The following is a 22,056-nucleotide window of genomic DNA, read 5'->3' as shown; positions in this document are numbered from 1 at the left end:
AGGAGGGAATTACATGCAGACCCCTGTTTCTGTCAATGAGAAAAAGGATTTTATCCGTTGGTTTTTAAACCATTATCAGTTAAAGCGCCGAGAGTGCGTTTGGATCTTGAACTACTTAATGAGCCATGATTCTCTCATGGAGAAGGTTCATTTTGTGGAGCAGGCAGAATTTTGCCCGAGAGGCATTATAATGTCAACACATTGTGTTGAAGAAGTTCCGTTTCGGTTCTATAAAGAGAATGTCATGACAACCGACGCGGAAAAATCTTTTCATGATATTAGATTAAATAAACAGCAGGATTTGTTTATCCAGCTTAATTTCCGTTCAGCTTACAGCTCACCTGAGTATGCGGCGGTGCTGGAGTCTAACCCTCATATTCCGAAGGATCTGTTTGAGAACAAAAAAGATCAGGGGTTGGCTGAACAAATTTTAGAGCACGCTATTTCCACATTCCAAAGAGAAAAATTATTAAAAGACATTGACGACGCGCTAGATCGTCATGATAAAGAAGCATTTGAACAATTATCGCGCCAATTGAATCAGCTCACATAATATGACCAGCCTTGCAGCGTATTGCAAGGCTTGTGGTCGTAAAGGGGGAGAACGATGAGGTGGAGAATCACTGATGCCAAGGACTATTTACAAGCTAAAGATTACATTGATACCGCTGTCATTCCATTAATTAACATAAAAGTAGGTGCGCATTTCAAAATAACGGCAGAGAAAGGAGAATTCACACAGCTTCTGTCAGATGAACTAGAAAGGCAGTTAAAGGGACGGGTATATTTACTGCCCCCTTATACATATGTTGATAGAAATGAAAAAACCGTTCAAGGACTTAAGGACCTGCGGGAAGAGCTTATATCAGAATTTCCGCATGTTGTACTGCTCACGTCTGACGAAAATTGGAATAGTGAGGATGCGTTAGGCAAAATCATTGTGACACCGTCTGTTCCGTTAGAGCATTTAAATGACTCTTTAAAAAGAAAAATATTAGATGAACGTACTGCTGAAATTTTGAACGTTTTGTTACAGTTGTGGAGCACCTCGTAAAAACACTTACATTTCCTTATGAACAATATTTTGGCTATATTGACCTTGCTGAGAGATTCATATATTATGAGGGTGTCTAGAGTTATTGCAATATTTTCTATTTTAGTCAGTTTGCAGGGGTGACCTAGAGGGGGGAGAAGAGATGGGCGGAAAACATGATATATCCAGACGTCAATTTTTGAATTATACGCTCACAGGCGTAGGGGGTTTTATGGCGGCTAGTATGCTCATGCCTATGGTTCGCTTTGCACTCGACCCGGTATTAAAATCGACAGGAAAGCAGGACATGGTTCAGGTTGTCAGCGTAGATGAGCTGACAAAAGAGCCGCAGCGTTTTGATTTCAAAATTAATCAAGTCGATGCCTGGTATGAGTCAGAAGAGTCAAGATCAGCCTGGGTCTTCAAAAACGGGGATGAAATTGTAGCACTTTCGCCAATTTGTAAGCATTTAGGGTGTACGGTGAACTGGAATAGTGATCCTAAAAACCCGAATAAATTCTTTTGTCCATGCCATTACGGACTCTATGAAAAGGACGGCACCAATGTCCCGGGCACGCCGCCGCTTTCGCCTCTTGATCATTATGAGCAAGAAGTAAAAGACGGCTTCCTGTATCTTGGAAAAGCAAAGCCTAAGGGGGAAGGGTGACATGCTGAACAAAATTTATGACTGGGTAGATGAGCGGCTTGATATTACACCGATGTGGAGGGATATTGCCGATCACGAAGTACCGGAACATGTGAATCCCGCCCATCATTTCTCTGCGTTTGTGTATTGCTTTGGGGGACTGACGTTTTTTGTAACCGTTATCCAAGTGTTATCTGGAATGTTTTTAACGATGTACTATGTGCCTGATATCAAAAATGCCTGGGAATCGGTATATTATTTGCAAAATGAAGTGGCATTCGGCCAGATCGTCAGGGGAATGCACCACTGGGGTGCGAGCCTGGTCATTGTGATGATGTTTTTACATACACTGAGGGTCTTTTTCCAAGGGGCGTATAAAAAGCCGCGCGAGCTGAACTGGATTGTCGGTGTGCTGATCTTTTTTGTCATGCTCGGGCTTGGCTTTACAGGCTACTTGCTTCCTTGGGACATGAAGGCTCTGTTTGCAACAAAAGTCGGGCTGCAGATCGCTGAAGCCACGCCTTTGATCGGGACGCAAGTCAAAACACTCCTTGCGGGGCACCCGGATATTGTAGGCGCCCAAACGCTGACTAGGTTTTTTGCGATCCATGTATTCTTTCTTCCTGCCGCATTGTTCGGGCTGATGGCTGCACATTTTATTATGATCCGGAAGCAGGGGATTTCAGGACCGCTTTAAACTCTTGATCTGCGAATAAAAGGGAGGGGATGACATGCACCGGGGCAAAGGGATGAAATTTGTAGGCGACTCAAGGATACCGGCTGAAAAAAAGCCGAATATACCGAAGGATTATTCGGAGTATCCCGGTAAAACAGAGGCTTTCTGGCCGAATTTCTTGTTGAAGGAATGGATGGTTGGAGCTGTCTTTCTGATCGGTTTTCTTGTTTTGACGATTGTGCATCAGCCGCCTTTGGAGCGGATGGCGGACCCGACTGATACAGGTTATATTCCGCTGCCGGATTGGTATTTTCTTTTCTTATACCAGCTGTTGAAGTATGAATACGCCGCCGGGAGTTTTACAGTCGTCGGCGCCATGATTATGCCGGGACTCGCTTTTGGCGCCCTGCTTTTGGCGCCATTCCTTGACAGAGGAACAGAAAGAAGGCCGTGGAAGCGCCCTGTTGCTGTCGGTATGATGCTTCTGGCCATTTCTGCTGCTGTGTTTTTGACGTGGCAGTCAGTTGCTACTCATGACTGGGCCAAGGCAGAAGAACAGGGGAAAATCACAAAAGAAGCTGACATTGACACCAATGCAGAGGGATATAAGGTATTTAAGGAGCAGGGCTGTATTTCTTGCCATGGGGATAACCTCCAAGGGGGAGCGGCCGGGCCTTCATTGGTTGACAGCGGACTGAAACCGGAAGAAATCAAAAAAATCGCTGTTGAAGGGAAAGGCAAAATGCCGGCGGGTGTGTTTAAAGGGAATGATAAGCAGCTCGAAGAACTTGCGAAATTCATTTCTGAAACAACCGCAAAATAACGTATTGTGAATTGCGAAATGGAAGGATATACTTTTATTATCAAAAGCTGACCCGGCGTCAGCTTTTTTATATGGACATATTATTTTTTACAGACTGAGAGTTGATATGATGTGAAATGGTTTCAATATGTATTAGGACAGCGGACGGTGCTTATTCTGGTCTTAGCCATCAATTTTCTGGGAACGGTTTACGGATACTACTGGTATTTGCCGCAGCTTCTGGAGACACCGGCCCGTTTCCTCGTTTTTGTTCCGGACAGTCCGACAGCAACGTTTTTCTTTCTATTTGTGCTGCTCGCCTTTATCATGAAACGGAACGCCCCGCTCTTTGAGGCGCTTGCGCTAGTCACCCTCGTAAAGTATGGCCTATGGGCGGTCGTTATGAATTTTCTTGTACTAGCTGTAACAGGTGACTTGCCGTGGGAGGGCTATATGCTGATTGTCTCGCATTTTGCAATGGCAGTCCAAGGCGTATTGTACAGTCCGTATTTTCGTTTTTCTTTTTGGCATCTTGCAATTGCTGCCGTCTGGACGCTGCATAACGATGTCATTGATTACTTGTTTGAAATGATGCCGAAGTACTCTATGCTTTCTGATTATATGACTGATATAGGGTACGGAACATTTTGGCTGAGCATCTTTTCAATCGGGCTGGCTTACTTTCTTGTGGTCTCGAAAAAGCAATCAAAGCTTGAGCTGATGTAAAGACAATGTTGGTCTATCCTTGTCCCTTTCTTCATATTCTGTAAGGAGAGAGAGTGGGAGGGACCTGCATGAAACGAAAGCTTACGATCTGTTTGTTGCTTGCTCTTATTTTTTATAATGGAAATGCCAAGGCTGCAGAGCGGGGAAGCCTCGAAGAATTGAACGATTTATCCGATACGGTCTTTCAAATGACCCGCCAGTCGAAATATGAAGAGGCGCTGCAAGTCCTTGCTTACTTTGAAAAAACACTAAAATCCGCTGAAAAAAAACAGCAAGACCCCATGCTAACCGGAGCCCAAATCCGTCAAATCACACTGGGCTATAACGATATGGTACGGAGTTTAAAGCAGGCTGATACATCTGATACACAAAAACTCAGAGCAGCCGCGCAGTTCAGAATGCTGATGGATGCGGTGGAGAATCGGTCTGATCCGCTTTGGGGATCACTGGAAAAACCGATTATGGAAGCCTTTGCTGAACTGAAGCAGGATGTCCAAAAGAATGAAAGTACGAGCTTTCATGAAAAATGGAATGAATTTATCAGTTTATATGATTTGATTTATCCAAGTCTTACAATCGATGTATCAGAGGATCAGCTTGAAACAGTGGGAAAACATATAGACGTCATTGAGCAAGAGGAATTTCAGCAAATGACTGAGAGCACGAAGCTTGAACGGCTTTCTCTTCTTCAGCATGATCTGAAAAATGTATTTGACAGGGTGGAGGAGGATGATGCCGATCCGTCTTTACTCTGGGTGATCATCACAACCGGCAGTATTATCATTACGGCTCTCACCTATGTCGGCTACAGAAAGTACAAAGCGGAGAAAAACAAGCTGAAAAAACGGGACTACCCTAAATGAGCATGAGGGGCGGCGGCAGCCGCCTTTTTTCTATTAAATGTCAGCGGGGAAGCGGATTTTTATTTTCATCAAGCGTAAATCCTTCTCCGAGTACATCGTGGACATCACTTACTGCCACAAAGGCATGAGGATCAACGGAGTTAATCACACTTTTCAGCATCACCAATTCGTTTTTCGGCACCACACAATAAAGTACATCTATATCCTCTTTTGTATAGGAACCTTGTCCTTTCAAAATGGTGACGCCTCGTTCCATTTCTTCAAGAATCTTTTTCTGGATCAGGTCGTTTTTCGAAGAGATGATGGTCGCCCCTTTAGCAGCGTATCCGCCTTCCTGAATAAAATCAATTAATCTTGCCGCTACAAATACAGCCACCAGGGTATACATCGCTTCTTTATAGGAGAGGTAAGTAAGCAAAGACAAAATGATGACGCAGGCATCGAAAGCGAACATCGTTCTGCCCATCGGAATCCCAAAATACTTATTGACCAAACGGGCAATGATATCAACTCCGCCTGTCGTACCGCCGAACTTAAAAATAATGCCTAATCCGGCTCCGATAAACACGCCGGCAAATAAAGCAGCGAGCGCTAAGTCATGCTGAAGAGGCATATGTATTTCATATCGCTGAAAAATGCTGAGGAACAGAGACAATGCTACAGTGCCTACAAGGGTGTAAACAAACATTGTCCTGCCAAGCAAACGCCAGCCGATAAAAAAGATCGGAATATTCAAAACCAGGTTCGAGATAGAGGGACTGATGTGGAAAAGGGCATAAAGCAAAAGTGTAATACCTGTAAAACCGCCCTCAGCCAGATTGTTCTGCATATTGAAATGAACCAAGCCAAATGAAAAAATCGCCGCTCCGATTAAAATAAAAAATATGTTTTTTAATCTAATTTCTCCAAGCATCACACAAAACCCCTTTTCCTTCCATTAGATAGCGTTTATATTATAGTGGATGAAAAAGAAAACAGCAAACGTGCTTAAACATTTGTCAAACGTATCTGAATTAGCTAACATGTAAGAGGATGATAGGAGGTTTCGTGCAGTGAGTGATAAAACAATGAAAGACATACAGGCTGAAGTGGACCGTTACATCGGCCAATTTAAAGAAGGATATTTCAGCCCGCTTGCCATGATGGCGAGGCTGACCGAAGAACTGGGCGAGCTTGCCAGAGAAGTCAATCATCGTTATGGAGAAAAACCAAAAAAAGCGACTGAAGATGATAAAAGCATGGAAGAGGAAATGGGCGATGTGCTGTTTGTATTGGTTTGTTTAGCCAACTCTTTAGATATCTCTTTAGAGGAAGCCCACGACCGAGTCATGCATAAATTTAATACGAGAGATAAAGATCGCTGGACCAGAAAAGAAGAAGGAAAGTAGAGGAGATTAAGATGTCAAACGAAACAATTAAAGTAGTCATTGCAGGACCGCGTGGAAGAATGGGGCAGGAAGCTGTTAAATTGGCGGAACGAACACCTCATTTTGACCTTGTCGGGGCCATAGACCATACATACGACCAGCAAAAATTATCTGATGTGATGTCTGTTGAGTCAGATGCCCTGATTTACACAGATATCCATGCCTGTTTTACAGAAACACAGCCGGATGTCTTAATTGATTTGACTACGCCTGAAATCGGAAAAGTACATACAAAAATTGCATTAGAGCACGGAGTTCGTCCGGTTGTCGGAACAACCGGATTCTCAGAAGCTGATTTAAAAGAGCTCACATCTTTAACAGAAGAGAAGGGAATTGGAGCCATCATCGCTCCAAATTTTGCGCTTGGTGCGGTACTGATGATGAAATTTTCGAAAATGGCTGCAAACTACTTTGAGGATGTTGAGATTATTGAGCTTCACCATGACCGGAAGCTTGACGCACCAAGCGGAACGGCGCTTAAAACAGCAGAAATGATTTCAGAGGTTCGTAAAGAAAAGCAGCAAGGACATCCGGATGAAAAAGAAATTCTTCCAGGAGCAAGAGGAGCGGAGCAAAACGGTATCCGCTTGCACAGCGTCCGTCTTCCGGGACTGATTGCACACCAGGAAGTCATGTTCGGCATGGATGGTCAAACGCTTCAGATCCGCCACGATTCCTATAACCGCGCTTCTTTCATGTCAGGTGTTAAATTGTCAGTCGAACAAGTCATGAAGATTGATCAGCTTGTGTACGGACTGGAAAATATCATTGATTAGACAGGGGGAGAAATGATGAAAATTGCTTTGATCGCGCATGACAAGAAAAAACAGGATATGGTTCAATTCACGACTGCCTATCGGGATATTTTGAGTCATCATGATCTATACGCAACCGGAACAACAGGGTTGAAAATTCAAGAGGCGACAGATCTTCACATTGAACGTTTCCAATCCGGCCCTTTAGGGGGAGACCAGCAAATCGGTGCGCTGATCGCAGCCAATGCACTCGATCTTGTCATCTTTTTGCGCGACCCGCTGACCGCGCAGCCGCATGAACCGGATGTCTCGGCATTAATCCGTTTATGTGATGTGTATTCCATCCCGCTCGCCACAAATATGGGTACTGCGGAAATTCTTGTCCGCACACTTGATGAAGGTGTTTTTGAATTCCGCAATCTTCTTCGGGGAGAAGAGCCGAATGTATAATGCTGACGTTCTTGCTTTTGGCGCCCACAGTGATGATGTCGAGATCGGAATGGGCGGCACAATAGCGAAGTTTGTCAAACAGGGGAAAAAAGTTATTATATGCGACTTGACCGAAGCGGAACTCTCTTCAAACGGAACGGTTAGCTTACGTAAAGAGGAAGCAGCGGAAGCAGCCCGAATATTAGGTGCAGAAAAAAGAATTCAGCTGACGCTTCCAGACCGCGGCCTGATGATGAGTGATCAGGCAATTCGGGCGTTAGTCAGTGTCATCAGGACCTGCCGGCCAAAAGCAGTCTTTATGCCGTATAAAAAGGATCGCCATCCCGATCACGGCAATGCGGCAGCACTGGTGGAAGAAGCAATCTTTTCCGCCGGAATCCATAAATATAAAGACGAAAAAAGCCTTCCCGCGCATAAAGTTAGCAAGGTTTACTATTATATGATAAATGGTTTTCATCAGCCGGATTTTGTTATTGATATCTCGGATACAATAGAGGCCAAGAAACAAAGCCTTAATGCCTACAAAAGCCAGTTTATACCGTCAAAGGATTCAGTTTCAACACCTCTGACAAATGGTTATATCGAGATCGTTGAAGCGAGAGAAAAGCTTTACGGTAAAGAAGCGGGAGTGGGGTATGCCGAAGGTTTCTTTTCCAAACGGATGCTGATGCTTGATCATGATGTGCTTGGGGGCGAACAATGAAAAAACTAAAAATAGGGATCACATGCTATCCGAGCGTCGGAGGCTCAGGTATCATTGCGACAGAACTGGGGAAGCAGCTTGCTGAAAAAGGACATGAAATCCATTTTATCACGTCAAGCATTCCGTTTAGACTGAATACATATCATCCCAATATTCATTTTCATGAAGTTGAGGTTAATCAATATGCTGTTTTTAAGTATCCGCCGTATGATTTGACATTGGCAAGCAAAATCGCCGAGGTGGCGGAACGGGAGAATTTAGACATTATCCATGCTCACTACGCTCTCCCGCATGCGGTTTGCGCCTATCTTGCAAAGCAGATGCTAAAACGCAATATTGGCATTGTGACCACTTTGCATGGTACGGATATCACGGTGTTAGGGTATGACCCGTCTCTAAAAGATCTGATCCGTTTTGCCATTGAGGCATCAGACAGGGTGACAGCTGTCTCCTCAGCGCTTGCAGCTGAAACATACGATTTAATTAAACCGGAGAAAAAAATCGAAACGATTTATAACTTTATAGACGAGCGCGTGTATCTGAAGAAAAACACAGCGGTGATTAAAGAGAAACATGGTATTTTACCAGACGAAAAAGTCGTCATCCACGTGTCTAACTTCAGAAAGGTCAAACGTGTGCAGGATGTCATCCGTGTGTTCCGGAATATCGCCGGCAAAACGAAAGCAAAATTGCTTTTAGTCGGAGACGGCCCGGAGAAATCGACAGCCTGTGAGCTTGTCAGAAAATATGGATTGGAAAACCAAGTCTTAATGCTTGGAAATCAAGATCGTGTTGAGGAGCTTTATTCCATTAGCGATTTGAAGCTGCTGCTGTCTGAAAAAGAAAGCTTTGGCCTTGTCCTGCTTGAAGCGATGGCTTGCGGGGTGCCTTGTATCGGAACAAACATTGGCGGTATCCCGGAGGTTATTAAGAATAATGTGAGCGGATTTTTGGTGGATGTCGGCGATGTTGCAGCCGCAACAGCCAGCGCGATGCGTATTTTAGAAGATGAACAGCTAAGCAAGCGGTTTACAGAGGCGGCAATGGAAATGCTCAAAAATGAATTTTCTTCACAAAAAATTGTCAGCCAGTATGAACAGATTTATGCCGATTTAGCAGAACCGGAGTGATCACATGGAACAAGTTTTTATCAAAGCGCTTCCCGTGCTCCGCACCTTAATCGAAGCGGGCCACCAGGCTTATTTTGTCGGAGGCGCAGTTCGTGACAGCTATATGAAACGAACGATCGGAGATGTCGATATCGCGACTGATGCGGCTCCTGATCAAGTAGAACGGCTGTTTCAGCGAACAGTTGATGTAGGAAAAGAGCACGGGACCATTATTGTGCTCTGGGAAGATGAAACCTATGAAGTCACTACATTCCGGACTGAATCAGAGTATGAAGATTATAGAAGGCCATCAGATGTGCAATTTATCACATCTTTAGAAGAGGATTTAAAACGCAGAGATTTGACGATTAATGCGATGGCCATGACAGCTGACGGGCAGGTGCTTGATTATTTTGGCGGTAAGAAAGATATTGATCAGAGGCTGATTCGAACCGTCGGAAAGCCTGAGGACAGATTTCAAGAGGATGCGCTTCGCATGCTGAGAGCCGTACGCTTTATGAGTCAGCTTGGCTTTACGCTTTCACTTGAAACAGAAGAAGCGATCACGAAGGAAAAAACACTCCTATCCCATGTTTCAGTAGAGCGAAAAACTATAGAGTTCGAAAAGCTGCTGCAGGGAAGAGCGTCCCGCCAAGCGCTTCAAACGCTCATTCAAACGGGGCTGTATGAGGAACTTCCTGGTTTTTACCATAAACGAGAGAACCTGATTGCGGCGAGTAACTTTCCATTTTTCTTTTTAACATCCCGTGAGGAGCTTTGGGCTGCGCTTTTAATTGACCTTGACATAGACTTGAAAGATGCGCCGCTTTTCCTGAAAGCCTGGAAGCTCCCGGGAAAGGTGATGAAGGAAGCCATTCACATTGCCCATACGTTTGGCCAGAGCCTTGACGATATGTCAATGTACAAGGCTGGGGAAAAGGCACTGCTTTCAGCAGCCAAAATAGCGCAGCTTCGGGAAAATGAAAAACTGGATGAAGAAAAACTGAAAGACATTCAAAACGCTTATCAAAGCCTGCCGATCAAAAGCCTCAAGGATCTTGATTTCACGGGTAAGGATTTGCTTGCGCTTCGAAACCGGCCTGCTGGAAAATGGGTGTCGGAAGAATTACAGCAGATCGAGCAGGCAGTTGTGACGGGAAAGCTCTCCAATCAAAAGAACCACATAGAGGAGTGGCTGAAGACATGCGGTCAACATTAAGAAAAGATCTTATTGAATTATTTTCTCAGGCCGGAAATGAATTTATTTCCGGCCAAAAAATCAGTGATGCCCTCGGCTGTTCCAGAACTGCTGTGTGGAAGCATATTGAAGAGCTTCGGAAAGAGGGCTATGAAGTAGAAGCCGTCAGAAGAAAAGGATATCGGCTCATCAAAAAGCCCGGGAAACTCAGTGAAAGCGAAATTCGCTTCGGACTGAAAACGGATGTGATGGGCCAGCATCTTATTTATCATGACGTTCTTTCGAGCACGCAAAAAACGGCGCATGAGCTTGCGAATGATAACGCACCGGAAGGCACCCTCGTGGTGGCTGACAAACAAACAGCCGGAAGGGGTCGAATGTCTAGGGTGTGGCATTCTCAAGAGGGAAACGGCATTTGGATGAGCCTGATTTTGCGGCCAGACATTCCGCTCCAAAAAACACCGCAGCTTACACTGCTTGCTGCAATAGCTGTTGTGCAGGGAATAGAAGAGGCAGCAGGCATCCAGACGGACATTAAATGGCCTAATGATATTTTGATTAACGGAAAAAAAACAGTCGGCATCTTAACAGAAATGCAGGCCGAGGAAGACCGCGTACGTTCAGTCATCATCGGGATGGGCATTAATGTTAACCAGCAGCCGGACGATTTTCCAGATGAACTGAAGGACATCGCGACAAGCCTCAGCCAAGCTGCCGGAGAAAAAATTGACCGGGCCGGCGTCATCCAGCATATTTTACTTTGCTTTGAAAAACGGTACCGGGATTATATGAATCACGGTTTTACACCGATTAAGCTTTTATGGGAAAGCTATGCGCTGGGAATCGGCGCTAATATGAGGGCCAGAACGTTAAACGGAACATTTTACGGGAAGGCGCTAGGTATAGATGATGAAGGCGTTCTTTTGCTAGAAACGAACGAAGGCATTAAAAAAATCTATTCTGCCGATATTGAATTGGGTTAATGTGTTGGTACAAGCCCGTTGATTTTGGTATACTTCCATTGGGCAGTATCGCCTGCGAACTGCACCTATTATAAAAATAGATAGACATTGCAGCAGTCTGCCTTGATCCAAAAAAGGACTGGGACAGAGGGATGAAACTCGCCGAACTTTAGAAAGTGAAGAATCCTTCTCGTTGTAACGGAAGGTTTTTTGGCTTGTAGAAGAAAACGGCAGCTCATCTCCTCTAAACATGAGGAGGAGAAAACATGATGAAAACAAAATTGGATTTTCTAAAAATGAAGGAGTCTGAAGAACCGATTGTGATGATGACCGCTTATGATTATCCAGCGGCTAAGCTGGCTGAACAAGCGGGAGTCGACATGATTTTAGTCGGTGATTCACTCGGAATGGTCGTCCTCGGCCTTGATTCAACTGTCGGTGTGACAGTTGCGGACATGATCCATCATACAAAAGCGGTTAAAAGGGGCGCGCCGAATACATTTATCGTAACGGATATGCCGTTTATGTCTTATCACCTGTCTAAGGAAGATACGCTGAAAAATGCGGCGGCGATCGTTCAGGAAAGCGGAGCTGACGCGCTGAAGCTTGAGGGCGGAGAAGGCGTGTTTGAATCCATTCGCGCATTGACGCTCGGAGGCATTCCGGTAGTCAGTCACTTAGGCCTGACACCGCAGTCAGTCGGTGTATTGGGCGGATATAAAGTACAGGGCAAAGACGAACAAAGCGCTAAAAAATTAATAGAAGACAGTATAAAATGCGAAGAAGCAGGGGCTATGATGCTTGTGCTGGAATGTGTTCCTGCAGAACTCACAGCCAAAATTGCCGAAATGCTAAGCATACCGGTCATCGGAATCGGGGCTGGTGTGAAAGCGGACGGACAAGTTCTCGTTTATCATGATATTATCGGCCACGGTGTTGAGAGAACACCTAAATTTGTAAAACAATATACGCGAATTGACGAAACAATCGAAACAGCAATCAGCGGATATGTCCATGATGTAAGACATCGTGCTTTCCCTGAACAAAAGCATTCCTTTCAAATGAACCAGACAGTGCTTGACGGCTTGTATGGAGGAAAATAAGATGAGACAGATTACAGATATTTCACAGCTGAAAGAAGCCATAAGACAATATCAATCAGAGGGGAAGTCAGTCGGATTTGTTCCGACGATGGGGTTTTTGCATGAGGGGCATTTAACCTTGGCAGACAAAGCAAGACAAGAAAATGACGCCGTCGTTATGAGTATCTTTGTGAATCCTGCGCAATTCGGTCCTAATGAAGATTTTGAAGCATATCCGCGCAATATTGAGCGGGATGTGGCCCTTGCAGAAAACGCCGGAGTCGATATTCTTTTTACGCCTGATACTCATGACATGTATCCTGGTGAAAAGAATGTCACAATTCAAGTTGAAAGACGCACAGACGTTTTATGCGGTCGCTCAAGAGAAGGCCATTTTGACGGGGTTGCAATCGTACTTACGAAGCTGTTCAACCTTGTGCAGCCGACCCGCGCCTATTTCGGTTTAAAGGATGCACAGCAGGTGGCTGTTGTTGATGGCTTAATCAGCGATTTCTTCATGAATATTGAATTGGTTGCTGTCGATACGGTCAGAGAGGAAGACGGCTTAGCCAAAAGCTCCCGCAATGTATACTTAACAGCTGAGGAAAGAAAAGAAGCGCCTAAGCTCTATCAGGCACTTCAAACAAGTGCGGAGCTGATCAGAGCAGGTGAAAGAAATCCTGAAGCGGTGATAAAAGCTGCGAAAGAAATCATTGAAACGACAAGCGGCACCATTGACTATGTAGAGCTTTATTCCTATCCGGAACTCGAGCCTGTGAACAACATAGAAGGAAAGATGATTCTGGCTGTTGCAGTTGCTTTTTCAAAAGCGCGTTTAATAGATAATATCATTATTGATATTCGAGAAATGGAGAGAATATAATATGTATCGCACGATGATGAGCGGAAAGCTTCACAGGGCAACCGTTACGGAAGCAAACCTAAACTATGTGGGAAGCATTACAATTGATGAAGACCTCATTGATGCAGTGGGAATGCTTCCTAATGAAAAAGTGCAAATTGTAAATAATAATAATGGAGCACGTCTGGAAACGTATATTATCCCTGGTAAACGCGGAAGCGGCGTCATCTGCTTAAACGGTGCAGCCGCACGTCTTGTGCAGGAAGGCGATAAGGTCATTATTATTTCCTACAAAATGATGTCTGATCAAGAAGCGGCAAGCCACCAGCCGAAAGTGGCTGTTCTGAATGATCAAAACAAAATTGAACAAATGCTGGGGAATGAACCAGCCCACACAATTTTGTAGAAGAAAAGCCCCCTTTATCGGGGGTTTTCTTTTAAGATTTTGAGAGTAAAACGGTTTTGCCGCTCCATTTCCGCACAAAACGTGTTACACTTTTGTCGTATGCAAGAATTGAGGTGTCCATTTTAATGAATAAGCAACGGTTCGTTGTTATAGATGTAGAAACAACAGGGAATTCGCCGAAGAAAGGCGATAAAATCATACAAATCGCAGCGGTTGTAATCGAAAATGGACAAATTACTGAGCGGTTTTCAAAATACATTAATCCAAATAAATCCATTCCTGCTTTTATTGAGCAGCTTACTGGAATCTCCAATCAAATGGTAGAGCATGAACAGCCGTTTGAAGCTGTGGCTGAAGAAGTGTTCCATTTGCTTGATGGCGCTTATTTTGTCGCCCACAATATCCATTTCGACCTTGGATTTGTCAAGTATGAGTTACATAAGGCGGGCTTTCAGCTTCCGGATTGTGAAGTGCTGGATACTGTCGAGCTCTCCCGGATTGTTTTTCCAGGGTTTGAGGGATATAAGCTGACCGAATTAAGCGAGGAGCTTCAGCTGCGGCACGATCAGCCGCATCGGGCTGACAGCGACGCTGAAGTCACAGGGCTTATTTTTTTGGAAATCCTTGAAAAGCTGCGGCAGCTTCCTTATCCGACATTAAAACAGTTAAGAAGGCTTTCGCAGCATTTTATCAGTGATCTGACGCATTTGTTGGATATGTTCATTTATGAAAACAGACATACCGAAATAACGGGCTATGCGCGCTTTTCTTCCTTTTCTGTCAGAGAACCTGAATCTATCGATGGACGTGTCAATGAAGACGGGAACTTCTCATTTGAGATCGAAAATTGGGAAGCGGGAAATGAAAAAGCGCTGTCTGAGTTAATGCCTGGGTATGAAAAAAGAGACGGCCAAATGATGATGATGAAAGAGGTGGCTGAAGCGTTTGCTAATCGTGAGCATGCGCTGATTGAAGCTCCTCCGGGAATTGGAAAAACGATTGGCTACCTTATTCCGGCTGCGCTTTTTGCCAAAAAATCAAAAAAGCCGGTTATTATCAGCACGTATTCAACTCTTTTGCAGCAGCAGATTTTGACCAAGGATTTGCCGATTGTCCAAGACCTGTTTCCATTTCCGGTAACAGCGGCAATTTTAAAAGGGCAATCGCATTATTTATGCCTGTATAAATTCGAGCAGGTCCTTCATGAAGACGATGATAATTATGATGCCGTATTGACAAAGGCACAGCTCCTCGTTTGGCTGACAGAGACAAACACAGGAGATGTAGCGGAACTAAATTTGCCTTCAGGCGGAAAATTGCTGTGGGACAGATTGGCTTATGACGATGACTCCTACAAAAGAAGTCGCAATGAGAGTGTAACCGGCTTTTATGAGCGGGCCAAACAGATTGCCATGCGTTCCGATTTGGTGATCACCAACCACTCTCTTTTGCTGACCGATGAAGGCAGCCAGAAAAAAAGGCTACCGGAAAGCGGTACATTTATTATCGATGAAGCACATCATTTTGAACGGGCTGCAAGCGAACATTTAGGGAAAAGAGCCACGTACATAGAATTGCATTCTAAATTGAGCAGAATCGGCACTCTGAAGGAGCAGGGACTTCTAAAAAAGATGAGACAGCTATTTCAGCGAAACAGCCTGCCGGTTGATTCATTTTTCGAATTGGAAGAGTGGATTCAGCACATTCAAGCAGAAAGTGATGCTTTCTTCAGCTCGGTGCATTCTTTTGTCAAACGAAGAAAACCTAAAGAAGACTTAAACCGTCTAGTCTTTAAGGTGAACAAAGAAAGCCAAGATAAAAGCTGGCCGATTTTAACGGATGGAGCGGAGAGGCTTTGTTCCATGCTGACACATTTGCAGCAGCTTTTTGAGGCACAGTCTGCCCTGATGGAAAAACACCTCACTAGTATGAAGAACAAAACCGTCTTTTTAGCCGATGAATATCAAAGAAGCATGAAAGGTTTGCAGCGTTACTGTCAAACGTTGCAGAAGCTGTTCTTTGAGTCTGATGACAATGAAGCGGTTTGGATTGAAATAGACGCAAAGGGAGCAAAAAATGCGGTGGCCATTTACGCACAGCCGCTTGAACCTGGTGAACTTCTGGCTGATCAGTTTTTCGCGCGCAAAAATAGTGTGGTGCTAACATCTGCAACTCTTACTGTCGAAGGTTCTTTTCAATTTATGATTGAACGACTGGGACTGGGTGACTTTTTCCCGCGGACCATGAGAATTGAGTCGCCTTTTTCTTACGATGAGCGTATGCGTGTGATGATTCCAAAAGAAATGAAATCAATTCAAGATACGGGGCAAACTGAATTTATACAGGATACGGCCCGTTATATCGAATTAATGGCAAAGGAAAAACAGCCCAAAATCCTTGTGCTGTTTACATCCCATGATATGCTGAAAAAGGTTCATCAGGTGCTTAAGCAAGCGATAAGTGCTTCCGGAATTCAGCTCTTGGCACAAGGAATTACAGGCGGAAGTCCCGGCAAGCTGATGAAAACTTTTAAAACATCCAGTCAGGCGATCCTGCTTGGCACAAATCACTTTTGGGAAGGCGTTGATTTCCCTGGTGATGAGCTGACAACAGTAATGATCGTGAGGCTTCCATTCCGGTCCCCTGATCATCCGCTTCATGCTGCGAAATGTGAGCTTGCCCGCAAAAAAGGGCTGAATCCGTTTCAAACAGTATCACTTCCGGAAGCTGTGTTGACCTTTAGGCAAGGAATCGGCCGTTTGCTGCGGACAGCGGGGGACAAAGGGACGATTGTCATATTGGACAGACGGATTAAAACGGCTGGTTACGGCCGGCTGTTTCTTGATGCCCTGCCGACAACCTCCGTATCTGAAATGACAGACAGCGAGCTTGAGGCTTATGTTGCAGGGAAAAATGAATAAAAGCCGCATAAAGCGGCTTTCCGGTGTGGGAGTAGGATGGTGTTTTATTTAAAAGCGGTTTTGCCGCTCTGTGATACTAGTATGGCGTGTCCTGAAATGGAGTATGACTAACAATATTTGTTCAAACTGGAGGATGAAATAATGGAAAGCAAAATCGAAATTCTTTCAACAATTAATGTAGAGCATTCTGATGACCTGTATAAAATTGTAGACACACTGAATCGGACACTGAAAAGAGACAATCTGATGTTCGGCCTTGCGCTGGATGAAGAAAACAAAAACCAAGCCGTTTTTACCATTTATCGTACGTAGGTGAGAAGATGAGAAAAAAAGCATTAATATTTACCGTCATTTTTGGTATTATTTTTTTAGCAGTACTTCTTGTCTCGGCAAGCATTTATAAATCGGCCATGGCACAAAAGGAAGAGGGGCACGAAGCAGCAGCTGCTGAAGCTAAAAAAGAAACCGATCTCACCAGCGTTGATCAAGTCGAAACATTTGTCGGAAAAGAAAAATATTATGTCGTAAAGGGAACGGACAAAAAAGGCAGCAAATTATATGTCTGGGTTCCTGCTGATAAAAAAGCAAAAATTCTCTCAAAAGAAGCAAAAGAGGGAATCTCGGAAGACAAAGCGGCGAAAATCATACAGGATGAAGGGCTGGTTTCAAAGCAAAAAGAGGTTCACCTGGCAAGAGAAGGAAATGTCCTGCTTTGGGAAGTAACGTACTTAGACAAAGAAGGTCAATACAGTTTAAGTTATGTGGACTTTACAACTGGAAAGATTCTCAAAAATATCACGCCTTAAGACGAATTAGGGGGAGTTCAAGTTGAAACTGGCAAAAAGAGTATCCGCATTAACACCATCTACCACACTGGCAATCACAGCAAAAGCGAAAGAACTGAAAGCGGCAGGCCATGATGTCATCGGCCTAGGGGCCGGCGAACCAGACTTCAATACACCGCAGCACATTATTGATGCGGCTGTGCGTTCAATGAACGAAGGTCATACGAAGTACACGCCATCAGGTGGTCTGGCTGAACTAAAAAACAGCATTGCAGAGAAATTTAAACGTGACCAGAATATTGAATACAAACCGTCTCAAATTATTGTCTGCACTGGTGCCAAACATGCTCTGTACACCCTTTTCCAAGTGATTTTGGATGAAGGAGATGAAGTCATTATTCCAACGCCTTACTGGGTAAGCTATCCGGAGCAGGTGAAACTCGCTGGCGGAAATCCTGTTTATGTAGAAGGGCTTGAGGAAAATCATTTCAAAATTTCTCCTGAACAGCTGAAAAATGCGATTACAGAAAAAACAAAAGCGATCGTCATTAACTCTCCAAGCAACCCGACTGGTGTCATGTATACGGAAGAAGAGCTGTCTGCGCTTGGTGAAGTGTGCCTTGAACATGACATCCTGATTGTGTCTGACGAAATTTATGAAAAACTTACATACGGCGGAAAGAAACACGTTTCCATAGCACAGCTGTCTGACAGACTGAAAGAGCAAACGGTTATTATTAACGGCGTGTCGAAGTCACACAGTATGACGGGCTGGAGAATCGGTTATGCGGCTGGGTCTGAAGACATTATTAAAGCAATGACTAACCTAGCAAGCCATAGCACGTCAAACCCGACATCAATCGCCCAGTACGGAGCAATTGCTGCCTATAACGGGCCTTCTGAGCCGCTGGAAGAAATGAGAGAAGCATTTGAACATAGATTAAACACAATCTATACAAAGATCATAGAAATCCCTGGGTTCAGCTGTGTGAAGCCGGAAGGCGCTTTTTACTTGTTCCCGAATGCAAAAGAAGCAGCTCAATCTTGCGGTTTCAAAGATGTAGATGAGTTTGTTAAAGCGCTTCTTGAGGAGGAAAAAGTTGCGATTGTTCCTGGATCCGGATTCGGCTCTCCTGATAATGTCCGTCTTTCTTACGCAACATCGTTAGAACTTCTTGAAAAAGCAGTTGAAAGAATCAAACGATTTGTAGAAAAACATAGCTAACAGATCAAAAAGCGGCTGACAGAAAAGCCGCTTTTTATCTGCATTGACCCGGTTAGTTAAGAGCGGGTATAATAAAGTGATGATAATAGAGTTCGGGGCAATGAGCTTCCGAATGTCTTTCTTGTTTTGGAGGGAAATATGTTGAAAACAACAATCAACCAGGTGTACAAGCACGTAGGTGAGGAAGTAACGATCGGAGCTTGGGTCGCTAATAAGCGTTCAAGCGGGAAAATCGCATTTTTACAGCTGCGGGACGGTACTGGCTTTATTCAAGGTGTCGTAGTAAAAGCGGAAGTGGAAGAAAGCATTTTCCAAACAGCTAAATCAGTGACGCAGGAAACGTCACTCTATATAAAAGGGATTGTCAAAGAGGACGAGCGTTCTCCGCTTGGTTATGAACTAGCTGTGACAGGTATTGAAGTCATTCACGAAGCTACTGATTATCCAATTACGCCAAAAGAACACGGTACGGAATTTTTGATGGATCACAGACATTTATGGCTGCGTTCAAAACGCCAGCATGCGATCATGAAAATCCGTAATGAAATCATTCGCGCGACTTACGAATTCTTTAATAACGAAGGCTTCGTAAAAGTGGATCCGCCGATTCTGACTGGAAGCGCACCTGAAGGAACAACAGAGCTCTTTGCGACAAAATATTTTGATGAAGATGCTTACCTGTCTCAAAGCGGTCAGCTCTACATGGAAGCAGCGGCAATGGCTTTAGGAAAAGTATTCTCCTTCGGGCCGACTTTCAGAGCGGAAAAGTCTAAAACAAAGCGCCACTTGATCGAATTCTGGATGATCGAACCGGAAATGGCGTTTGTAGAATTTGAAGAAAACCTTCAAGTACAGGAAAATTACGTTTCTTTCATTGTGCAATCTGTTCTTAAGAATTGCAAAATTGAATTAAACACATTAGGAAGAGACACATCAAAACTTGAGCAAATTAAAGCTCCGTTCCCAAGAATTACGTATGATGAAGCGATTGATTTTCTGAAAGAAAAAGGCTTTGACGATATCGAGTGGGGAGACGACTTCGGAGCGCCTCATGAAACAGCGATTGCCGAACACTATGACAAACCGGTTTTCATCACTCGCTACCCGACTTCCTTAAAACCGTTTTATATGCAGCCGGCTTCTGACCGCGAGGATGTCGTGCTTTGTGCTGACCTGATTGCGCCGGAAGGCTATGGTGAAATTATCGGCGGATCTGAACGGATTCACGATATGGAACTTTTGGAAGCGCGTCTTAAAGAACATGGACTGGATTCTGACGCGTATAAATGGTATGCTGAACTTAGAAAATATGGATCAGTTCCTCATTCCGGCTTCGGCCTTGGATTAGAGCGGACAGTAGCTTGGATCAGCGGAGCGCCTCACGTTCGTGAAACCATTCCGTTCCCAAGACTATTAAACCGTCTGTATCCGTAATACATTCAAATGAAACAAAAAAAGAGTCTCCTGCAAGGGAGACTTTTTACAGTAAAGGGGATATCGCGATCCTTTACAGTAAGAGGTGTAACGATGAAAAAACATCAATTTATTGATATGCAGGAACAGGGGACGTCAACAATTCCCAATCTTCTGCTCACGCATTATAAACAGCTCGGGCTTAATGAAACAGAACTTATTCTGCTGCTAAAAATTAAAATGCATTTAGAAAAAGGATCTTATTTTCCTACACCGAATCAGCTGCAGGAAGGTATGTCAATTTCTGTTGAGGAATGCACAAACAGATTACGGATGTTTATTCAAAAAGGTTTTCTGTTCATTGAAGAATGCGAAGACCAAAACGGCATCAAATTTGAGAAGTATTCGCTTCAGCCTTTATGGGGGAAGCTGTACGAGTTTATACAGCTTGCACAGAATCAAACACAGGAAAGAAAAGCAGAAGGGGAACAAAAAAGCCTTTATACCATTTTTGAGGAAGAGTTCGCCAGACCACTATCACCTTTAGAGTGTGAAACACTGGCTATCTGGCAGGACCAGGACCAGCATGACGCACAGCTGATTAAACACGCGTTAAAAGAGGCTGTACTATCAGGAAAACTCAGTTTCCGCTACATTGACCGGATTTTGTTTGAGTGGAAGAAAAACGGGCTGAAAACTGTGGAGCAGGCAAAAATCCACAGCCAAAAATTCCGGCGGGTACAAGCAAAGCAGAATGAACCGCAAAAAGAGTATAAAAGGCAGGTTCCTTTTTACAATTGGCTTGAACAATAAAGTGAAAAGGTGACAATCGTGTTAAATCTAAAACAAATTGAATTCTGTTTAGACAAAATAGGCGACATGTTTCCCCACGCGGAGTGTGAACTGGTTCATTCCAATCCTTTTGAATTAGTGGTGGCAGTCGCTTTATCTGCGCAATGTACAGATGCACTTGTAAACAGAGTGACCAAAACATTATTTCAAAAATATAAACGGCCGGAAGACTATTTGGCTGTTTCACTGGAAGAGCTTCAGCAGGATATTAAATCAATCGGTTTGTACCGTAATAAAGCGAAAAATATTCAAAAACTGAGCAAAATGATTATTGAAGATTACGGCGGAGAAGTGCCGAGAGACCGTGATGAGCTTGTCAAACTGCCAGGTGTCGGAAGAAAGACCGCCAACGTCGTGGTATCCGTTGCCTTTGGCGTGCCGGCCATCGCCGTGGATACCCATGTGGAGAGAGTCAGCAAGCGTTTGGGAATCTGCCGGTGGAAGGACTCGGTGCTGGAAGTTGAAAAGACGCTGATGCGCAAGGTGCCAAAAGAAGACTGGTCCGTTACGCATCACCGGCTTATTTTCTTCGGCAGATATCATTGTAAGGCGCAGTCTCCGCGCTGTGCGGAATGTCCGCTGCTTTCTCTGTGCAGAGAGGGGAAGAAGAGAGATAAAAAAGGACTGGTGAAACGATGACGCAAGCAAAAGAAGTGTTGGCTTCCTATGAGCAATACTTGCGCAGTCTTGGCCAGATGAGCTCCTCGGATATGAAAGAAGCCTTGCGAATCAACCCCGTGTATATTGATTTCTGCACGGAATTTAAAGGCGTTTTGCCATGGGAGGACAGCGGCAAGTACGTTCCGCATTTATTTGAAGTGTGGGATGACATCAAAGCATCACTTCTCCCAGTCTTTCAAACACGAAAATCGAGATGTGACCAAAACGAAATGCTAAAGGGCATTGTGTGTTTGCTGGCTTCGTTTCACTGGACAGCAGGCGAGCGGGTGAAGTCGCTCGATTGGTTAGAACTGACGAAGAAATCATTTCCCGTAAAGCCGATCAATTGGGCTGAACGGGTGGAGTTTATTCTCCTAAAGCCGACTCAATACCATTGCTTTATTCAGCTTGATGAGCTGTTTACTGAAATGAAGAAGCATTTTTATAAATATCATGCGATGAATCGATAAAAACCTCCCCTTAAAAGGGGAGGTTTTTTC

General features: G+C 44.2%; 26 protein-coding genes. 25 read left to right on the top strand and 1 reads right to left on the bottom strand.

Annotated elements, in window-relative coordinates; translation table 11 throughout:
- The first annotated feature begins 13 nt into the window (after positions 1–13).
- From LWH95_RS09950 to ypjB, 7 genes are all read left to right on the top strand, one after another.
- Positions 14–553 (top strand): ReoY family proteolytic degradation factor, encoded by a 540-nt coding sequence (locus LWH95_RS09950; protein ID WP_003225551.1) that lies wholly within the window; start codon positions 14–16, stop codon positions 551–553.
- Positions 554–607: 54 nt separating this feature from the next.
- Entirely contained in the window at positions 608–1,054 is a 447-nt protein-coding gene (locus tag LWH95_RS09945; protein WP_119913961.1) for a YpiF family protein, read from the top strand.
- 142 nt (positions 1,055–1,196) lie between these two features.
- Positions 1,197–1,700, top strand: coding sequence for a ubiquinol-cytochrome c reductase iron-sulfur subunit (locus LWH95_RS09940; protein ID WP_004398062.1), 504 nt, complete (start codon positions 1,197–1,199; stop codon positions 1,698–1,700).
- Between the two features lies 1 nt (position 1,701).
- Positions 1,702–2,376: a menaquinol-cytochrome c reductase cytochrome b subunit gene (gene qcrB / locus LWH95_RS09935; protein WP_003225560.1), complete on the top strand. Its 675-nt coding sequence runs from the start codon at positions 1,702–1,704 to the stop codon at positions 2,374–2,376.
- A 34-nt stretch (positions 2,377–2,410) separates the two neighbouring features.
- Complete coding sequence (locus tag LWH95_RS09930; RefSeq protein ID WP_004398051.1) at positions 2,411–3,178, top strand: menaquinol-cytochrome c reductase cytochrome b/c subunit; 768 nt, start codon at positions 2,411–2,413, stop codon at positions 3,176–3,178.
- A 111-nt stretch (positions 3,179–3,289) separates the two neighbouring features.
- Positions 3,290–3,883 (top strand): DUF1405 domain-containing protein, encoded by a 594-nt coding sequence (locus LWH95_RS09925; RefSeq protein ID WP_004398049.1) that lies wholly within the window; start codon positions 3,290–3,292, stop codon positions 3,881–3,883.
- A 68-nt stretch (positions 3,884–3,951) separates the two neighbouring features.
- Positions 3,952–4,746, top strand: a complete 795-nt coding sequence (gene ypjB, locus LWH95_RS09920) for a sporulation protein YpjB (RefSeq protein WP_004398047.1) — start codon at positions 3,952–3,954, stop codon at positions 4,744–4,746.
- A 40-nt stretch (positions 4,747–4,786) separates the two neighbouring features.
- Here ypjB and LWH95_RS09915 read toward each other — a convergent pair whose 3' ends face one another.
- Complete coding sequence (locus tag LWH95_RS09915; RefSeq protein ID WP_004398045.1) at positions 4,787–5,659, bottom strand: YitT family protein; 873 nt, start codon at positions 5,657–5,659, stop codon at positions 4,787–4,789.
- A 139-nt stretch (positions 5,660–5,798) separates the two neighbouring features.
- Between LWH95_RS09915 and LWH95_RS09910 the strand changes: the two genes are divergently transcribed.
- From LWH95_RS09910 to LWH95_RS09825, 18 genes are all read left to right on the top strand, one after another.
- Complete coding sequence (locus LWH95_RS09910; protein ID WP_004398044.1) at positions 5,799–6,134, top strand: nucleotide pyrophosphohydrolase; 336 nt, start codon at positions 5,799–5,801, stop codon at positions 6,132–6,134.
- An 11-nt stretch (positions 6,135–6,145) separates the two neighbouring features.
- On the top strand, positions 6,146–6,949 hold the full coding sequence (gene dapB, locus LWH95_RS09905) for a 4-hydroxy-tetrahydrodipicolinate reductase (protein ID WP_004398043.1): 804 nt from the start codon (positions 6,146–6,148) through the stop codon (positions 6,947–6,949).
- A 15-nt stretch (positions 6,950–6,964) separates the two neighbouring features.
- Positions 6,965–7,378, top strand: a complete 414-nt coding sequence (gene mgsA, locus LWH95_RS09900) for a methylglyoxal synthase (RefSeq protein ID WP_148983081.1) — start codon at positions 6,965–6,967, stop codon at positions 7,376–7,378.
- A complete protein-coding gene (bshB1, locus tag LWH95_RS09895) occupies positions 7,371–8,081 on the top strand; it encodes a bacillithiol biosynthesis deacetylase BshB1 (RefSeq protein ID WP_232919439.1) in 711 nt (236 codons plus the stop codon). The genes mgsA and bshB1 overlap by 8 nt, the downstream gene beginning before the upstream one ends.
- Positions 8,078–9,211 carry an N-acetyl-alpha-D-glucosaminyl L-malate synthase BshA gene (gene bshA, locus LWH95_RS09890; protein ID WP_019258741.1) on the top strand — a complete coding sequence of 378 codons (1,134 nt, stop codon included), beginning with the start codon at positions 8,078–8,080 and terminating at the stop codon, positions 9,209–9,211. The genes bshB1 and bshA overlap by 4 nt, the downstream gene beginning before the upstream one ends.
- Before the next feature lie 4 nt (positions 9,212–9,215).
- Positions 9,216–10,409: a CCA tRNA nucleotidyltransferase gene (locus LWH95_RS09885; protein WP_232919438.1), complete on the top strand. Its 1,194-nt coding sequence runs from the start codon at positions 9,216–9,218 to the stop codon at positions 10,407–10,409.
- A complete protein-coding gene (locus LWH95_RS09880; RefSeq protein ID WP_232919437.1) occupies positions 10,394–11,371 on the top strand; it encodes a biotin--[acetyl-CoA-carboxylase] ligase in 978 nt (325 codons plus the stop codon). Before LWH95_RS09885 ends, LWH95_RS09880 begins: the two co-directional genes overlap by 16 nt.
- Positions 11,372–11,619: 248 nt before the next feature.
- Positions 11,620–12,453, top strand: coding sequence for a 3-methyl-2-oxobutanoate hydroxymethyltransferase (gene panB, locus LWH95_RS09875; protein ID WP_029316847.1), 834 nt, complete (start codon positions 11,620–11,622; stop codon positions 12,451–12,453).
- Between the two features lies 1 nt (position 12,454).
- The gene (panC, locus tag LWH95_RS09870) at positions 12,455–13,315 is read left to right on the top strand and encodes a pantoate--beta-alanine ligase (RefSeq protein WP_232919435.1); all 861 of its coding nucleotides are present in this window, start codon (positions 12,455–12,457) and stop codon (positions 13,313–13,315) included.
- A 1-nt stretch (position 13,316) separates the two neighbouring features.
- Complete coding sequence (gene panD / locus LWH95_RS09865) at positions 13,317–13,700, top strand: aspartate 1-decarboxylase (RefSeq protein WP_019258737.1); 384 nt, start codon at positions 13,317–13,319, stop codon at positions 13,698–13,700.
- 125 nt (positions 13,701–13,825) lie between these two features.
- On the top strand, positions 13,826–16,621 hold the full coding sequence (gene dinG / locus LWH95_RS09860) for an ATP-dependent DNA helicase DinG (RefSeq protein ID WP_232919434.1): 2,796 nt from the start codon (positions 13,826–13,828) through the stop codon (positions 16,619–16,621).
- Positions 16,622–16,762: 141 nt separating this feature from the next.
- A complete protein-coding gene (locus LWH95_RS09855; protein WP_003225588.1) occupies positions 16,763–16,933 on the top strand; it encodes a YpmA family protein in 171 nt (56 codons plus the stop codon).
- Positions 16,934–16,941: 8 nt separating this feature from the next.
- Positions 16,942–17,427, top strand: a complete 486-nt coding sequence (gene tseB, locus LWH95_RS09850; RefSeq protein WP_019258735.1) for a cell wall elongation/penicillin-binding protein regulator TseB — start codon at positions 16,942–16,944, stop codon at positions 17,425–17,427.
- 22 nt (positions 17,428–17,449) lie between these two features.
- Positions 17,450–18,631, top strand: coding sequence for an aspartate transaminase AspB (gene aspB, locus LWH95_RS09845; RefSeq protein ID WP_148983085.1), 1,182 nt, complete (start codon positions 17,450–17,452; stop codon positions 18,629–18,631).
- 141 nt (positions 18,632–18,772) lie between these two features.
- Positions 18,773–20,065 carry an asparagine--tRNA ligase gene (asnS, locus tag LWH95_RS09840; protein WP_029316846.1) on the top strand — a complete coding sequence of 431 codons (1,293 nt, stop codon included), beginning with the start codon at positions 18,773–18,775 and terminating at the stop codon, positions 20,063–20,065.
- Between the two features lie 93 nt (positions 20,066–20,158).
- Positions 20,159–20,857, top strand: a complete 699-nt coding sequence (gene dnaD, locus LWH95_RS09835) for a DNA replication protein DnaD (RefSeq protein ID WP_004398016.1) — start codon at positions 20,159–20,161, stop codon at positions 20,855–20,857.
- Between the two features lie 18 nt (positions 20,858–20,875).
- Positions 20,876–21,535, top strand: a complete 660-nt coding sequence (gene nth / locus LWH95_RS09830; RefSeq protein ID WP_004398013.1) for an endonuclease III — start codon at positions 20,876–20,878, stop codon at positions 21,533–21,535.
- Positions 21,532–22,026 (top strand): YpoC family protein, encoded by a 495-nt coding sequence (locus tag LWH95_RS09825; RefSeq protein WP_148983086.1) that lies wholly within the window; start codon positions 21,532–21,534, stop codon positions 22,024–22,026. Before nth ends, LWH95_RS09825 begins: the two co-directional genes overlap by 4 nt.
- The last annotated feature ends 30 nt before the right edge of the window (positions 22,027–22,056 follow it).

Origin of the sequence: Bacillus sp. G16, assembly GCF_021282335.1 — a bacterium.
In the GTDB taxonomy this organism is placed as follows: Bacteria; Bacillota; Bacilli; order Bacillales; family Bacillaceae; genus Bacillus; species Bacillus inaquosorum.
Note: the sequence above shows the minus strand (reverse complement) of the source record. Positions and strands in the feature narration are given on the sequence as shown.

Coding starts and splice junctions, on each gene's coding strand:
- bshA (WP_019258741.1), top strand. CDS start 8,078: ATGAAAAAACTAAAAATAGGGATCACATGCTATCCGAGCGTCGGAGGC.
- LWH95_RS09915 (WP_004398045.1), bottom strand. CDS start 5,659: ATGCTTGGAGAAATTAGATTAAAAAACATATTTTTTATTTTAATCGGA.
- dapB (WP_004398043.1), top strand. CDS start 6,146: ATGTCAAACGAAACAATTAAAGTAGTCATTGCAGGACCGCGTGGAAGA.
- LWH95_RS09855 (WP_003225588.1), top strand. CDS start 16,763: ATGGAAAGCAAAATCGAAATTCTTTCAACAATTAATGTAGAGCATTCT.
- mgsA (WP_148983081.1), top strand. CDS start 6,965: ATGAAAATTGCTTTGATCGCGCATGACAAGAAAAAACAGGATATGGTT.
- LWH95_RS09885 (WP_232919438.1), top strand. CDS start 9,216: ATGGAACAAGTTTTTATCAAAGCGCTTCCCGTGCTCCGCACCTTAATC.
- dinG (WP_232919434.1), top strand. CDS start 13,826: ATGAATAAGCAACGGTTCGTTGTTATAGATGTAGAAACAACAGGGAAT.
- bshB1 (WP_232919439.1), top strand. CDS start 7,371: ATGTATAATGCTGACGTTCTTGCTTTTGGCGCCCACAGTGATGATGTC.
- panB (WP_029316847.1), top strand. CDS start 11,620: ATGAAAACAAAATTGGATTTTCTAAAAATGAAGGAGTCTGAAGAACCG.
- dnaD (WP_004398016.1), top strand. CDS start 20,159: ATGAAAAAACATCAATTTATTGATATGCAGGAACAGGGGACGTCAACA.
- LWH95_RS09825 (WP_148983086.1), top strand. CDS start 21,532: ATGACGCAAGCAAAAGAAGTGTTGGCTTCCTATGAGCAATACTTGCGC.
- qcrB (WP_003225560.1), top strand. CDS start 1,702: ATGCTGAACAAAATTTATGACTGGGTAGATGAGCGGCTTGATATTACA.
- LWH95_RS09945 (WP_119913961.1), top strand. CDS start 608: ATGAGGTGGAGAATCACTGATGCCAAGGACTATTTACAAGCTAAAGAT.
- LWH95_RS09930 (WP_004398051.1), top strand. CDS start 2,411: ATGCACCGGGGCAAAGGGATGAAATTTGTAGGCGACTCAAGGATACCG.
- LWH95_RS09940 (WP_004398062.1), top strand. CDS start 1,197: ATGGGCGGAAAACATGATATATCCAGACGTCAATTTTTGAATTATACG.
- LWH95_RS09950 (WP_003225551.1), top strand. CDS start 14: ATGCAGACCCCTGTTTCTGTCAATGAGAAAAAGGATTTTATCCGTTGG.
- tseB (WP_019258735.1), top strand. CDS start 16,942: ATGAGAAAAAAAGCATTAATATTTACCGTCATTTTTGGTATTATTTTT.
- ypjB (WP_004398047.1), top strand. CDS start 3,952: ATGAAACGAAAGCTTACGATCTGTTTGTTGCTTGCTCTTATTTTTTAT.
- panD (WP_019258737.1), top strand. CDS start 13,317: ATGTATCGCACGATGATGAGCGGAAAGCTTCACAGGGCAACCGTTACG.
- panC (WP_232919435.1), top strand. CDS start 12,455: ATGAGACAGATTACAGATATTTCACAGCTGAAAGAAGCCATAAGACAA.
- LWH95_RS09880 (WP_232919437.1), top strand. CDS start 10,394: ATGCGGTCAACATTAAGAAAAGATCTTATTGAATTATTTTCTCAGGCC.